Source organism: Streptomyces sp. NPDC046379 (assembly GCF_055587785.1).
The window spans coordinates 157,799-171,621 of record NZ_JBVJFP010000007.1 but is presented as its reverse complement, the minus strand read 5'-3'; the positions used below and the strand labels follow the sequence as shown (position 1 = coordinate 171,621).

The 13,823-nt window shown below is 73.1% G+C and carries 13 protein-coding genes; 6 read left to right on the top strand and 7 right to left on the bottom strand.

What is annotated here, in order from left to right:
* The first annotated feature begins 8 nt into the window (after positions 1 to 8).
* Positions 9 to 1,451 carry a dihydrolipoamide acetyltransferase family protein gene (locus ACZ6KF_RS14985; protein ID WP_469238738.1) on the top strand — a complete coding sequence of 481 codons (1,443 nt, stop codon included), beginning with the start codon at positions 9 to 11 and terminating at the stop codon, positions 1,449 to 1,451.
* 74 nt (positions 1,452 to 1,525) lie between these two features.
* Here ACZ6KF_RS14985 and ACZ6KF_RS14980 read toward each other — a convergent pair whose 3' ends face one another.
* Positions 1,526 to 2,425 (bottom strand): D-alanyl-D-alanine carboxypeptidase family protein, encoded by a 900-nt coding sequence (locus ACZ6KF_RS14980; RefSeq protein ID WP_356629233.1) that lies wholly within the window; start codon positions 2,423 to 2,425, stop codon positions 1,526 to 1,528.
* Positions 2,426 to 2,629: 204 nt separating this feature from the next.
* On the opposite strand from ACZ6KF_RS14980, the gene ACZ6KF_RS14975 reads away from it, so the two are divergent.
* Positions 2,630 to 3,280 carry a GntR family transcriptional regulator gene (locus tag ACZ6KF_RS14975; RefSeq protein ID WP_356629231.1) on the top strand — a complete coding sequence of 217 codons (651 nt, stop codon included), beginning with the start codon at positions 2,630 to 2,632 and terminating at the stop codon, positions 3,278 to 3,280.
* Positions 3,277 to 4,572, top strand: coding sequence for an MFS transporter (locus tag ACZ6KF_RS14970; RefSeq protein ID WP_356629229.1), 1,296 nt, complete (start codon positions 3,277 to 3,279; stop codon positions 4,570 to 4,572). Before ACZ6KF_RS14975 ends, ACZ6KF_RS14970 begins: the two co-directional genes overlap by 4 nt.
* Positions 4,573 to 5,049: 477 nt before the next feature.
* Here the strand turns inward: ACZ6KF_RS14970 and ACZ6KF_RS14965 are convergent, their stop codons facing one another.
* Positions 5,050 to 5,871, bottom strand: a complete 822-nt coding sequence (locus ACZ6KF_RS14965; protein WP_356629227.1) for an SAM-dependent methyltransferase — start codon at positions 5,869 to 5,871, stop codon at positions 5,050 to 5,052.
* Between the two features lie 165 nt (positions 5,872 to 6,036).
* On the bottom strand, positions 6,037 to 6,861 hold the full coding sequence (locus ACZ6KF_RS14960) for a maleylpyruvate isomerase family mycothiol-dependent enzyme (RefSeq protein ID WP_356629225.1): 825 nt from the start codon (positions 6,859 to 6,861) through the stop codon (positions 6,037 to 6,039).
* Positions 6,862 to 7,089: 228 nt separating this feature from the next.
* Here ACZ6KF_RS14960 and ACZ6KF_RS14955 point away from each other — a divergent pair, with 228 nt between their 5' ends.
* A complete protein-coding gene (locus ACZ6KF_RS14955; RefSeq protein ID WP_469238622.1) occupies positions 7,090 to 7,890 on the top strand; it encodes a carbon-nitrogen family hydrolase in 801 nt (266 codons plus the stop codon).
* A gap of 92 nt (positions 7,891 to 7,982) precedes the next feature.
* Here ACZ6KF_RS14955 and ACZ6KF_RS14950 read toward each other — a convergent pair whose 3' ends face one another.
* The gene (locus ACZ6KF_RS14950) at positions 7,983 to 8,474 is read right to left on the bottom strand and encodes an LURP-one-related/scramblase family protein (RefSeq protein WP_356629221.1); all 492 of its coding nucleotides are present in this window, start codon (positions 8,472 to 8,474) and stop codon (positions 7,983 to 7,985) included.
* Entirely contained in the window at positions 8,471 to 9,478 is a 1,008-nt protein-coding gene (locus ACZ6KF_RS14945; protein WP_469238620.1) for a helix-turn-helix domain-containing protein, read from the bottom strand. The genes ACZ6KF_RS14950 and ACZ6KF_RS14945 overlap by 4 nt, the downstream gene beginning before the upstream one ends.
* A 51-nt stretch (positions 9,479 to 9,529) precedes the next feature.
* On the opposite strand from ACZ6KF_RS14945, the gene ACZ6KF_RS14940 reads away from it, so the two are divergent.
* Positions 9,530 to 9,943: a cupin domain-containing protein gene (locus tag ACZ6KF_RS14940; RefSeq protein ID WP_356629217.1), complete on the top strand. Its 414-nt coding sequence runs from the start codon at positions 9,530 to 9,532 to the stop codon at positions 9,941 to 9,943.
* 29 nt (positions 9,944 to 9,972) lie between these two features.
* Complete coding sequence (locus tag ACZ6KF_RS14935) at positions 9,973 to 11,838, top strand: NHL domain-containing thioredoxin family protein (RefSeq protein WP_469238618.1); 1,866 nt, start codon at positions 9,973 to 9,975, stop codon at positions 11,836 to 11,838.
* A gap of 181 nt (positions 11,839 to 12,019) precedes the next feature.
* On the opposite strand, the gene ACZ6KF_RS14930 is transcribed toward ACZ6KF_RS14935, so the two are convergent.
* Both ACZ6KF_RS14930 and ACZ6KF_RS14925 read right to left on the bottom strand, forming a co-directional pair.
* Complete coding sequence (locus tag ACZ6KF_RS14930; protein WP_356629213.1) at positions 12,020 to 12,271, bottom strand: DUF6458 family protein; 252 nt, start codon at positions 12,269 to 12,271, stop codon at positions 12,020 to 12,022.
* A 159-nt stretch (positions 12,272 to 12,430) separates the two neighbouring features.
* Positions 12,431 to 13,726, bottom strand: a complete 1,296-nt coding sequence (locus tag ACZ6KF_RS14925) for a M18 family aminopeptidase (RefSeq protein WP_469238616.1) — start codon at positions 13,724 to 13,726, stop codon at positions 12,431 to 12,433.
* Positions 13,727 to 13,823 lie beyond the last annotated feature (97 nt).

The following is a 13,823-nucleotide window of genomic DNA, read 5'->3' as shown; positions in this document are numbered from 1 at the left end:
TGACGACGATGACGGAGAGCTCCGTGAGCTCCGTACGCGAGTTCAAGATGCCCGACGTGGGCGAGGGACTGACCGAGGCCGAGATCCTCAAGTGGTACGTCCGGCCCGGGGACACGGTCACCGACGGCCAGGTGGTGTGCGAGGTGGAGACGGCCAAGGCCGCCGTCGAGCTGCCCATCCCGTACGACGGCGTGGTCACCGCGCTGCACTTCCCCGAGGGCACCACGGTCGACGTGGGCACGTCGATCATCGCGGTCGAGGTCGGCGGTGGCGCCGCTGCCGGGGCGCCCGTGCAGCAGCCGGCCCCCGCGCAGGCCGCCGAGCCCGCCCGGCCCGCCGAGGCGAAGCCCGAGGGCCGCCAGCCGGTGCTGGTCGGCTACGGCGTGGCCGCCTCCTCGACCCGGCGCCGCCCGCGCAAGGGCCCGGAAGTGCCGGTCCCGCAGGCGTCCCCGGCGATCCAGTCCGAGCTGAACGGCCACGGCGCGCCCGCCCCCGCGGCGCCCCCGGCCCCGGCCGCCCCTGCGCAGCGCCCGCTCGCCAAGCCGCCGGTGCGCAAGCTGGCCAAGGACCTGGGCGTCGACCTGGCCACGGTCACCCCGTCCGGCCCGGACGGCATCATCACCCGCGAGGACGTCCACGCGGCGGCGTCCAGGGCGGCGCAGCCGGTGGAGGCGCCGGCGACCGCGGCGCCCGCGCCGGCGGAGTCGCCCGCTGCGGCGGCGTCCTCCGCGGCGGCCTCGTACGACACCGCGCGGGAGACCCGTATCCCGGTCAAGGGCGTCCGCAAGGCCACCGCCGCCGCGATGGTCGGCTCGGCCTTCACCGCCCCGCACGTCACGGAATTCGTGACGGTCGACGTGACCCGCACCATGAAGCTGGTCGAGGAGCTGAAGCAGGACAAGGAGTTCACCGGCCTGCGGGTGAACCCCCTCCTGCTCATCGCCAAGGCCCTGCTGGTCGCGATCCGGCGCAACCCGGACATCAACGCGTCCTGGGACGAGGCGAACCAGGAGATCGTGGTCAAGCACTACGTCAACCTGGGCATCGCCGCGGCCACCCCGCGCGGCCTGATCGTCCCGAACATCAAGGACGCGCACGCCAAGACGCTGCCGCAGCTGGCCGAGTCCCTCGGCGAGCTGGTGGCCACGGCACGCGAGGGCCGCACCAGCCCGGCCGCGATGCAGGGCGGCACGGTCACCATCACCAACGTCGGCGTCTTCGGCGTCGACACCGGCACCCCGATCCTCAACCCCGGCGAGTCCGCGATCCTCGCGGTCGGCGCGATCAAGCTCCAGCCGTGGGTGCACAAGGGCAAGGTCAAGCCGCGCCAGGTCACCACCCTGGCGCTCAGCTTCGACCACCGCCTGGTCGACGGCGAGCTGGGATCCAAGGTGCTGGCGGACGTGGCGGCGGTCCTGGAGCAGCCGAAGCGGCTGATCACCTGGGGCTGACGGCCCGACGGGCAAGGAGAAGGGGCCGGTCACCGCAGTGCGGTGACCGGCCCCTTCGGGTTCCTGGCGGTCGCTCAGCCCAGCACGGCGAAGCCGTAGTTGAGGATCCGCTTCGCGTCCGTCTCGCGCTGGGTCGCGGAGGTGGAGGTCAGCACGGTGCCGATGACGGTCTTGCCGTTGCGGGTCGCGGCGAAGACCAGGCAGTACTTGGCGATGCTGCCGGAACCGGTCTTCACGCCGATGGCGCCGCTGTAGTTGCTCAGCAGGGTGTTGGTGTTGCTCCAGCTGTAGTAGCGGTAACCGCCGTTGGCCGTGGTCACCTTCTGCTTGGTCGACTTCGTCTTCACGACCGTGCGGAAGGTGTAGCTCTTCATCGCGCTGCGGGCGAGCTTCGTCAGGTCGCGCGGCGTCGAGTAGTTGGAGCCGTTGCTGATGCCGTCGAAGGAGTCGAAGTGCGTGTTCGTCATGCCGAGCTCCTTCGCCTTGGCGTTCATCTTGCCGATGAACGACTTGACGCGGGCGGCTCGGGTGGTGCCGGTGCCGAACTTGTCGGCGAGCGCGTACGCGGCGTCGCAGCCGGACGGCAGCATCAGCCCGTACAGCAGCTGGCGGACGGTGACCTTGTCGCCGACGATCAGCCGCGCGGACGACGCGTTCTTGCTGACGATGTAGTCGCTGTACGCCTTCTGGACCGTGACCTTGGCGTCCAGGTTGAGGTTCGACTGCGACAGCACGACCTTGGCGGTCATGATCTTGGTGGTGGAGCCGGTGGCGCGCTTGGTGTCGGCCGCCTTGGTGTACAGCGTCTTGCCGTCGGCGCTGTTCATGGCGTAGCCGCCGAGAGCGGCGATGGTCGGCTTGGTGGCGGCCTGCGCGGGTGCCGCGGTGAGGGCCCCGGTGACGAACACGGCGCCGGCGGTCGCGCCCACGGCGACGGCTCTGCGGATCCGGATGCCCTTAATGCCGGTTATCAAGTCAGATACCCCGATTTATGTTGAATGCCCTTACGTTGCGGCCGAGTTGAGTGGCGACAGCGATGAGCCGCATAGGTGTGACACACGAGTCTCGCCGATGGTTGTGCGGCGGGCGAGAGAAAATCGGGCACTTTTCCCCGGGTGTTCGCCGGACGCTTCCCTGGCGTCCTTTTCTTGCGTACGTGTTGTATCTATGCTGTCCGCATGTCCCTCGCCCTGAAGCAGCCGCCCGCGGCCGACCGTGTCTACACCCATGTCAAGCAAGGCGTCCTGGAGCGCCGCTACGAGGGCGGCACCCTCCTCACCGAGGGGGAGCTGGCCGAGGCCGTCGGGGTCTCGCGCACGCCGGTGCGCGAGGCGCTGCTGCGGCTGGAGGTCGAGGGGCTGATCAGGCTCTACCCGAAGAAGGGCGCGCTCGTCCTGCCCGTCTCCGCGCAGGAGATCGCGGACGTCGTCGAGACCCGGCTGCTGGTCGAGGAGCACGCCGCCCGCAAGGCCGTGCCCGCGCCGCCGGGCCTCGTCGAGCGCCTCGAAGGGCTGCTGTCGCGGCAGAAGGAGCAGGCCGCGGCCGGCGACCTGGCGGGCGCGGCCGTCACCGACCGCTGTTTCCACGCCGAGATCGTCCGCAGCGGCGGCAACGAGATCCTCTCGCGCCTCTACGACCAGCTGCGCGACCGGCAGTTGCGGATGGGCGTCGCCGTGATGCACTCCCACCCCGACCGGATCGCCAAGACCCTCGCCGAGCACGAGGAGATCCTGGCGGCGCTGCGGGCCGGGGACGCCGACGCGGCCGTGGAGATCGTCCACCGGCACGTCGGCTGGTTCTCGCACCTCGCGCGGGGAGAGGTCCGATGAGCCGGGGCACGCTGCCCGGCGACCCGCCCGGCGGCCGGCGCGCCGTCGCCATCTGGAGCATCGGCGTCTCGGTCTACTTCGTCGCCGTCATCTTCCGCACCTCGCTCGGCGTGGCCGGACTGGACGCCGCGGACCGCTTCGGCGTGGGCGCGTCCGCGCTGTCCACGTTCTCCATCCTCCAGCTGATGGTCTACGCCGCCATGCAGATACCCGTCGGCCTGCTGGTCGACCGGCTCGGCACCAGGAAGGTGCTGGCGCTCGGCGCGGTGCTGTTCACGGCGGGACAGCTCGGGTTCGCGTTCTCCCCGACGTACGGCATGGCGCTGGCCTCGCGGGCACTGCTGGGGTGCGGCGACGCGCTGACGTTCATCAGCGTCCTGCGGCTGGGCAGCCGCTGGTTCCCGGCCCGGCGCGGACCGCTGATCGGGCAGCTCGCGGGTCTGGCCGGCATGACGGGCAACCTGGTCTCCACCCTCGTCATCGCCCGGCTGCTGCACGGCGTCGGCTGGACGGCGGCCTTCGCGGGCAGCGCGATCGCCGGGGCCGTGGTCTTCGTCCTGGTGCTGACCCTCCTCAAGGACCACCCCGAGGGGCACGAGCCGGAGCCGGTGCCGCACCGGGGCGCGGCGTACGTCCGGCGGCAGATCGCGATGTCCTGGCGGGAGCCGGGGACGCGGCTGGGGCTGTGGGTGCACTTCACGACGCAGTTCCCGGCGATGGTGTTCCTGCTGCTGTGGGGCCTGCCGTTCCTGGTCGAGTCGCAGGGCCTGTCCCGGGCGACCGCCGGTGAACTCCTCACGCTGGTCGTGCTCTCCAACATGGCGTTCGGGCTGGTGTACGGCCAGATCATCGCCCGGCACCACGAGGCGCGGCTGCCGCTGGCGCTGGGCACCATCGGGGCGACGGCGCTGCTGTGGGGGGCGACGATCGGCTATCCGGGCGAGCGGGCGCCGATGTGGCTGCTGATCACGCTGTGCGCGGTGCTCGGGGCCTGCGGCCCGGCCTCGATGATCGGCTTCGACTTCGCCCGCCCCGCCAATCCGCCGGAGCGTCAGGGAACGGCCTCCGGCATCACGAACATCGGCGGTTTCACCGCGTCGATGGTGACGCTGTTCGCCGTCGGCGTCCTGCTGGACGCGACGGACGACGACTACCGGATCGCGTTCTCGTCGGTGTTCGTCCTCCAGGCGCTGGGCATCTCCCAGATCCTGCGGCTGCGCCGACGGGTCGCGCGCCGGGAGCGGGAGCGCCTGGTGGCGAGCCGGGTGGAGACGGTGCATGTGCCGGCGTGAGGTGGTGAAGGGCTCGACCGGGCGAAGGGCCTGATCGGGCCGGGGCGGGCCCGTCGGGCGGGAGACGTCGGTCCGGCCGCCGCGACGATCCCGCGGCGGCGCCGACTGCGCGCGCCCACAGGAACGGGAGCGGCTGGTGGCGAGCCGGGACCCTCCCGGCCGGGCGGCACGTTCGCCCGGGACGTCTCACAGGCCGGGGTGGTCGGTGGGGCGTGCGCGGGCGTCGGTCCCGGTCCCGGTCGGGAACCCGGTCCCGGTCGTGAACCCGGTTCGGCCGGGTACGCCCGGTCGGCACAGGGCGGGCGGCGCTGCCGCCGCCGGGGCCGGCGTGGGGCACGCCCGGCCGGGGCGGTCGTCGGGTCGGGGAGGCCGTCGGGTCGGGGCAGCCCCACCGGTCGGTGCGGCCGTCCGGTTGGGGCGGCCCCACCGGCCAGGGCGGTCGTCGGGTCGGGGCGGCCCCGCCGGCCGGGGCGGTCGTCAGGCGGGCGCCGGTGTCGTCACCGGGACCAGCGTGAGGTACGCCAGGCCCAGGACGCCCCGGTAGGCAAGCCAGGCGGAGCGGTGGCGGTCGGCACGGGCGCGCAGTTCGGCGGCGCGGGGATGGCCGGGGTGGGCGGCGAGCCAGACCTCCGTGTCCGCCAGGTACGCGGACTCGAAGGCCTCCCATTCGTCCGTGTTGGCCGTCTCGATCCACTCCGGGCGGAACCCGGCCCCGACGGCGAGGCCGATGAGGGCCGCCAGGTCGTGGTGGTCGGCGGCGGAGGCGTTCGGCCACATGCGGGACAGTTCCGCCGGGGCCGGGGTGCGCTGCCAGAAGCCCTCGCCGAGCAGGACCCGGCCGCCGTCGGCGACGAGGCGGCGCAGTTCGCGCAGGGCGTGGGGGAGGTGGTCCCCGGCCTCCGGCCCGTCCGGCGCGAGCGCCTGGCTGGAGCCCACGCACAGCACCAGGTCGGCCGGGCCGCGCGCGGTCCCCGCCGCCGACTCCGCCACGAACAGCGCCCGCCCGTCCAGACCGCGCTCCCGCGCCGCCCCGCGACCCCGCTCCAGGTCCTCGGCGTGGAGGTCGATCCCCACACCGGTCGCCGCGGGCACGGCGGCCAGGACGCGCAGCATCAGCTCGCCCCAGCCGCAGCCGATGTCCAGCACGGTCGTGGGCGCGTTCCCCGCGAGCCGCCGTACCAGGTCGTCGGCGCGCGCCTCCGACAGGGGGCCGTGGAAGGGGAGGCGGGTGAGACGGGCGGGGCCGTCGTACGCGGCGGCGGAGGCGGCCGGGGCGGTGCTGGAGAGGTCGTCGCTCATGGGGCGCACGCTAGTGACGGCACGACCGCCGACGACAGCGAATAACCGACGCCGAACGACCGATGCCGAACGACCGGACTGAGCAACCGGGACTGAGCAACCGGGACCGAGTGCCCGGCGCCGAACAACCGGCGCCGGCGTCCGCGCGACGGACGCGGTGAAGTCCTACGGCGTCACCGTGAAGTTCCGCAGGATCGCCGCCGCCAGATCCGGGTCGCCCTCCGTCTTCACCCGGTCCGCCACCGCCTCCGGCGTCACCCGGCCGCAGGCCAGGCGGACGTACGTCTCCCAGTCGAGGGTGAGAGCGGCGGCCGGCCCGAGCGCGGGGGCCGTCTCCAGGGTGCCGCGGCCCTGGATGTCGACGCGGATCGTGCGCAGGAACTCCACCGGCCCGTTCACGTCGAAGACGATCGCCGAACTGCGCGGCGCCTGGGCCCTGTTCGCCACCACGTCCGGCAGCGCGTCCAGCAGCACGTCCCGCGCCACCTGCGCGCCGGGCGAGTCGAGGTTGCCGGGCCGGCCGAGGGCGGCGCGCAGGTCCTGCTCGTGCACCCACACGTTGAACGCGTGGCTGCGCATGGACTCCTCGAGGGTCAGCTCCGCGCCGAGCGGCCCGCGCACCTTGGCGCCCGGGGCGCGGGAGTCGTTGCGGATCTGCCGGTTGCGGCGGATGACCGTGTACTCCAGCTCGGACGTCATCTCCGGCGCCGTGTGGTGGCGGCGGACGTCGACCTGCATCTCCATGTACCGCTGGTGGTCGTTGGTGACGTGGAACAGGTCGCGCGGCAGCGCGTGAATGGGGCGCGGATCGCCGAGCATCTCGCAGTCCAGGCCGATGACATGGGACACGATGTCCCGCACGGACCAGCCCGGGCACGGCGTCCGCCGGTTCCAGTCCGCCTCCGCAAGCGGCAGCACCAGCTCGGATATCGCTTCGATGGAGTGCGTCCAGGCGTCGGCGTAGGGCTGGAGGGTGGGATGCAGACTCACGGAACGGGACCCCTCGGCGGTCGGTACACGGGCAGTTTGTGGCGGCGTTTGCCAGTGGGAGGTGGCTGTGGCTGCGGTCGGCGGTGGGCTCGGGACTCTCCCGTGTTCTCGGCTCGGCTCGAACAGGGAGGACCCCCAAGTTACGCTGCTCGCAGGCACCCCGGCAGTGCTTTCGTGTGACGATCGTAGGCCCGTATGGACGGCCTCCCATGCCAGGACGGTGGTAGTGTGCGCGCCTCTCTGATCCAGATCGCCGTAGACGAGGGCGAATCGGTCGCCGACCGCCGGCACCGGGCCGCCTCCCTGGTACGGGACCAGGCGGGCGCCGACCTCGTGGTGCTGCCGGAGCTGTGGACGACCGGCGCCTTCGCCTACGAGGAGTTCGCCCGGGAGGCCGAGCCCGTCGAGGGGCCGACGCACGAGGCCATGGCGAAGGCCGCGAGCGACGCGGGCGTCTGGCTGCACGCGGGCTCGATCCCGGAGCGCGACCCCGAGGGGCCGCTGTACAACACCTCTCTCGTCTTCTCCCCCTCCGGCGATCTGGTCGCCGCCTACCGCAAGGTGCACCGCTTCGGCTTCGACCAGGGCGAGGCGGTGCTGATGGCGGCGGGCCGCGAGCTGGTGACGGTCCGTCTGCCGGGCGCGACGACGCTCGGTCTGGCCACCTGCTACGACCTCCGTTTCCCCGAACTGTTCCGCGGCCTGGTGGACGCGGGCGCGGAGACCTTCGTCGTGTCGGCGGGGTGGCCGGAGCGACGGCGGTCCCACTGGACGCTGCTGGCTCAGGCGCGGGCGGTGGAGAACCAGTCGTTCGTCCTCGCGTGTGGAACGGCCGGCACCCACGCCGGAGTTCCCCAGGCGGGTCACTCGATCGTGGTCGATCCGTGGGGCGAGGTCCTGGCCGAGGCCGGCGCCGGCGAGGAGGTCCTCACGGTGGAGTTCGACCCCGCGAAGGTGCCGGCGACCAGGGAACAGTTCCCGGCGCTGAAGGACCGCGTCCTGGGTGTCGAGCCGCCGCCCCGCCCCTGAGCCACCACGACGGGACCGGCCGGCTCGGCGTCGGCCGCGGGGTTCGGCCGCCCCACCGGCCTCGGCCGTCCCGCCCGTGCCCAGCGCCTCCCTCAGTCCTCCCGCTCCTTGTCCGACAGCTGGATCACGCACACCGTCACCGCGATCAGCAGCGCCGGGTCGGCGTCCTCGCGCACCACGTCCACGCCGTACGTCTCCCGGACGTGCAGCCACCGGCGCGAGATCACGGCGAGCGGCTCACCGTCGTACTCGATGACGAACTCCCGGTCCAGGATGCGCCCGCTGACGTCCAGTTCCGTGCCGTCGACGAGGGTCACCCGGTAGTGGTTGCGCAGCAGCGACAGCCGCTTGCGCCGGACGGTCGCGAGGGGCTCGCCGTCCCGCTCGACGACCATCGTGTCCCGCAGGGCGAACATCTTCTGGCGGATGTCGATCAGGACCCGCCCCTCGCTGTCCTTCAGCTCGAAGGTGTCCCGCAGCCGCATGGCCTTGCCGTCGACCAGGAACACCTTGTCGCCGCTGTCGTTCTCGATCCAGTAGTCGTCGCCGAAGGCGAGGAGCCGGTCGCGCACGAGGTATCTCATGAGCACACCGCTTCCCCGGCGGCCGGCCCGAAACGCCGCCGGTAGGCCGATGGGCTGAGCCCCGTCTCGCGCCGCAGCCGGGCCCGCAGATTGGCCGCCGTGCCCAGTCCGCAGCGCTCGGCCACCACGTCGAGGCGTTCCTCGCCCCGCTCGATCAGCCGACAGGCCAGCGCCACCCGCTCCCCGGTGAGCCAGGCGAGCGGCGTCGTGCCGAGCTGGGCGCGGAACCGCCGGTGCAGGGTGGCCGGCGACACCGCCGCCCGCGCGGCCAGACCGGCCACCGTCAAGGGCTCGCCCAGCCGCTCCTGCGCCCACGCGAGCAGCGGGGCGAGCGACTCGTCGGGCGCCTCGGGCACCGGCCGCTCCACGAACTGCCGCTGCCCGCCGTCACGGTGCGCGGCGAAGACGAGCCGCCGCGCGACCGCGTTGGCGACCTCCGCGCCGTGGTCGCGCCGCCAGACGTACAGCCCGAGATCCAGGGCCGCCGCACTGCCGGCGGCGGTGAGGACGTCGCCCTCGTCCACGAACAGCACGTCCGGCTCCAGCCGCACCCGCGGATGCAGCCGCCGGAAGGAGTCCGCCCACATCCAGTGCGTCGTCGCCCGCCGGCCGTCCAGCAGCCCGGCCTCCGCGAGCGCGAACGTGCCGGTGCAGAAGCCGATGACGCGGACACCGCGCGCGTGGGCGCGCCGGACGGCGTCGAGCACGGCCTCCGCGCGCGGTACGACATTGTCCGGCCGGCCGGGGACGACGAGCGTGCCCGCCTCGTCCACGGCCTCCAGTCCGGGCAGGTCGCCGACGGTCAGGAACCCGTGGTTCATCCGGATGACGGGCGCGGGCCCGCACAGCGTGACGTCGTACAGCGGCTGCGCCGCCCCCAGCTCGGGCCGTGGCAGCCCGAACAGCTCGGTGGCGCAGCCGACCTCGAACGGATTGGTGCCCTCGTCGACGATCACGGCGACCCGGTGGGTGCCCGGCGAGGGCTGAGAGGATCGTTGCGGCATCTGCGATTTCTAGCACTCGTACGACGTTCCGGCCCCCGCGACGATGACGCCATGACGCAGATTCAGGCACGCACGCCGCAGGAGCCCGTCTCCCTCCCCGCCGCCCTCGCCTCCTTCGCCGAGCGGTGGAGCCCGCGCATCGTCACCGCCGTCAACGACTACGACGTCCGCGTGGCGAAGGTGGAGGGCGAGCACCTGTGGCACGTCCACGACCACACCGACGAGTTCTTCCTCGTCCTGGAGGGGGAGCTCCACATCGCCCTGCGCGAAGCTTCCGGGGAGCGCACGGTCGTCCTCCCCAAGGGCTCCGTCTTCACCGTCCCGCGCGGCACCGAGCACAAGCCGTACGCGCCCGTGCCCACCGAGATCCTCCTCTTCGAGCCCACCGGCACCCTCACGGTCGGCGACCGCCACGACGAGATCCCGGCGCACGTCGACGCCACGACGGGCCACGCGCTGGGGTGACTGCCGGCGCCGGGTGGCACCCTTGATCCATGAGCGACTCGTCCCCGGCCCCGACCCCGGATCCGACCCCGGCCAAGACCCCGGCCCCGACCGCCCGCCGTGCCCGCGTCCGCGCCCCCGAGCTGACCGGCAGGGGCGGCTGGCTGAACACGGGCGGGAAGCAGTACACCCTCGCCGACCTGCGGGGGCGGATCGTGCTGCTGGACTTCTGGACGTTCTGCTGTGTGAACTGCCTGCACGTCATCGACGAGCTGCGCGAGCTGGAGGAGAAGCACCGGGACACCCTCGTGGTGATCGGCGTCCACTCGCCGAAGTTCGTGCACGAGGCCGAGCACGCGGCGGTCGTCGACGCCGTCGAGCGGTACGGGGTGGAGCACCCGGTGCTGGACGACCCCGAGCTGGCGACCTGGAAGCAGTACGCGGTACGGGCCTGGCCCACGCTGGTGGTGATCGACCCGGAGGGGTACGTCGTCGCCCAGCACGCCGGTGAGGGGCATGTGCACGCCATTGAGCGGCTGGTGACGGAGCTGGAGGCGGAGCACGCCGCGAAGGGCACGCTGCGGCGCGGCGACGGCCCGTACGTCGCGCCCGAGCCGGAGCCCACGGTGCTGCGCTTCCCGGGCAAGGCGCTGCTGCTGCCCGGCGGGACCTTCCTGGTCAGCGACACGACCCGGCATCAGCTGGTGGAGCTGGCGGCCGACGGCGAGACGGTGGTGCGGCGGATCGGGTCCGGGGAGCGCGGCTTCGCCGACGGCGCCGCGGACCGGGCCGCGTTCAACGAGCCGCAAGGGCTCGCGCTGCTCGGCGACGGTTCCGTGGCCGTCGCCGACACCGTCAACCACGCCCTGCGCCGGCTGGACCCGGACACCGGCGAGGTCACCACCCTCGCGGGCACCGGCCGGCAGTGGTGGCAGGGCTCGCCCGCCTCGGGCCCGGCCCGCGAGGTCGACCTCTCCTCGCCGTGGGACGTCGCCTGGTGGCGGGGCAAGGTGTGGATCGCGATGGCGGGCGTGCACCAGCTGTGGACGTACGACCCGGCCGAGGGCACGGTCGGCGTCGCGGCCGGCACCACCAACGAGGGGCTGGTCGACGGGCCCGCCGCCCAGGCGTGGTTCGCGCAGCCCTCGGGGCTGGCGGCGACGGAGGAGCGGCTGTGGCTGGCCGACTCGGAGACGTCGGCGCTGCGGTGGGTGGACGTGGACGGCGTCGTCCACACGGCCGTCGGCACCGGCCTGTTCGACTTCGGGCACCGCGACGGCGCCGCCGGACAGGCCCTGCTCCAGCACCCGTTGGGCGTCACCGCGCTCCCGGACGGCTCGGTGGCGATCAGCGACACCTACAACCACGCCCTGCGCCGCTACGACCCCGTGACCGGAGACGTCACCACGCTGGCCACCGACCTGCGCGAGCCGAGCGACGCCGTGCTGGCCGGCGACGACATCGTGGTCGTGGAGTCCGCCCGGCACCGGCTCACCCGCCTGCGGCTGCCCGAGGAGGCGGTGCGCGTCGAGGCGGTCGCCCACCGCACGCGGCGCGCGGCGACCGAGGTGGCGCCGGGACGGCTGGAGCTGGACGTGATCTTCCAGGCGCCGGCCGGGCAGAAGCTGGACACCCGGTACGGGCCGTCCACCCGGCTGCTGGTCTCGGCCACGCCCCCCGAGCTGCTGCTGCACGGCGAAGGCGCGGGAACGGACCTGTCCCGCGCCCTGGAACTCAACCCCGCCGTCGTGGAAGGAGTCCTGCACGTCTCCGCGATGGCCGCGTCCTGCGACGACGACCCGGCCAACGAGTACCCGGCCTGCCATGTGCACCAGCAGGACTGGGGCGTCCCGGTCCGCCTGACCGAGGACGGCGCGGACCGCCTGCCCCTCGTCCTGGCCGGCCTGGACGCCTGAGCCGCGTCCGCCGCCGCGGGGGCGCCGAGGCGGCGGACGCGTCGCCCGCCGCCGCGAGGGGCGGAGCGTCCGCCGCGTCCCTGGCGGTCCGACGGGCCGAGGCGTTCGCCGCTTCGGCCGTTCGCCGTTTAGGCCCCCGCCGCGGCCGGCCAGGCTGCCGGATCCGGCTGTCGGATCGGGCTCAGACGCCGTACCCGTCGCTGTAGCCGTCGCGGCGGTGGGTGTGGGGAGCGTCCTCGACGACCGGCGACGCGGGCGGCACGACCACGCGCCTGCGCCGGGCGATGCTGCTGAAGGTCGTGACGCCGATCAGTCCGACGATCATCAGGATCACGCCGACCAGGTCGAGGTTGACACCCTGCATGTCCCAGTCGGTCGCGAACGTGAGGATGGCTCCCACGGCGATGAGGATGATGCACCCGCCGAGGCCCATGAGTTTGCCTCCCTCTTCCGGTCCGGTGATGCCGGGCGTTCCGGCGATTCCGGTGCGGATCGGGTACCCCGGCTTCCGGGAGGCAGTCCTCGGCAATTGTCAACCACCCGCGGTCGATTACCTCGAATCGATCGGCCGGCGTCGCCGACTCCCGGTCAACTACCCGCGCAGAAAGGCCACGAGCGAGTTCGCCAGCAGGAACGGGTCGTCCGCGCCGCACAACTCCCGTGCGCTGTGCATCGACAGGATCGCCACGCCGATGTCGACGGTCTTGATGCCGTGCCGGGCCGCGGTGATCGGCCCGATGGTGGTGCCGCAGGGCATGGAGTTGTTGGAGACGAACGACTGGAACGGCACGTCCGCCCGCTCGCAGGCCGCCGCCCACACCGCCCGGCCCGAACCGTCCGTGGCATAGCGGTTGTTGACGTTGACCTTGAGGATCGGGCCGCCGTTGACGCGCGGGTGGTGCGTCGGGTCGTGCCGTTCGGCGTAGTTGGGGTGCACGGCGTGCCCGGTGTCGGAGGACAGGCAGACGGTCCCGGCGAAGGCGCGCGCCCGGTCCTCGTACGACCCGCCGCGCGTGAACACCGAGCGCTCCAGCACGCCGCCGAGCAGCGGTCCGTCGGCGCCGGTGTCGGACTGCGAGCCGTTCTCCTCGTGGTCGAAGGCGGCGACGACGGGGATGTACGGCAGGTCGCCCGCCGCGGCGACCGCGGTGAGGGCGGCGATGCCGGCGTGCACGGAGAGCAGGTTGTCCATCCGCGGGCCGGCCACCAGTTCCTGGTCGCGGCCCAGGTAGGCGGCGGGCTCCACGGAGTGGACCATCAGGTCCCAGCCGGTGACCTCGCCGGCGCCCAGTCCGGCGTACTCCTCCAGGAAGGAGATCAGGTCGCCGTCGCGGACGTCGTTGCCGAGGCCCCAGACGGGCTGGAGGTGGCGCTGCTTGTCGAGTTTGAGGCCGTCCGTGGAGACCGCGCGGTCCAGGTGGATGGCGAGCTGCGGCACGCGCAGCAGCGGGCGGTCGACGTTGACCAGCCGGGTGGTGCCGTCGCGCAGGGAGAGCCGGCCGGCGAGGCCCAGGTCGCGGTCGAGCCAGGAGTTCAGCAGGGGTCCGCCGTAGATCTCCACGGCGACCTGGCGCCAGCCGTGCGCCCCGGTGTCGGGCAGCGGCTTGACGCGCAGGTTGGGGGAGTCGGTGTGGGCGCCGATGATGCGGAACGGGGTGTGGGCTGCGGCGCCCTCGGGGACGTACCACGCCACCAGCGCGCCGCCCCGCAGCACGTACTTGCCGCCGCTCGTCCCGTCCCAGGCGTCCGTCTCGGCGACCTGTTTGAAGCCGGCCTTCTCCAGTCGCTGGGCGGCGTTCGCCACGGCGTGGTACGGCGTGGGGCTCGCCGTCAGGAAGGACATCAGGTCGTCCGTGTGGCCGCGGTCGAAGCGTGAGGGTTCGCTCATGGGTTCACCTTAACGACGGCCGAAGGCCCGCTCGCGGCTAGGCGAGCGGGCCTTCGGGAGGAAAAGGACGGCGAGGAAAAAGGCGGCCGGGGAAAGG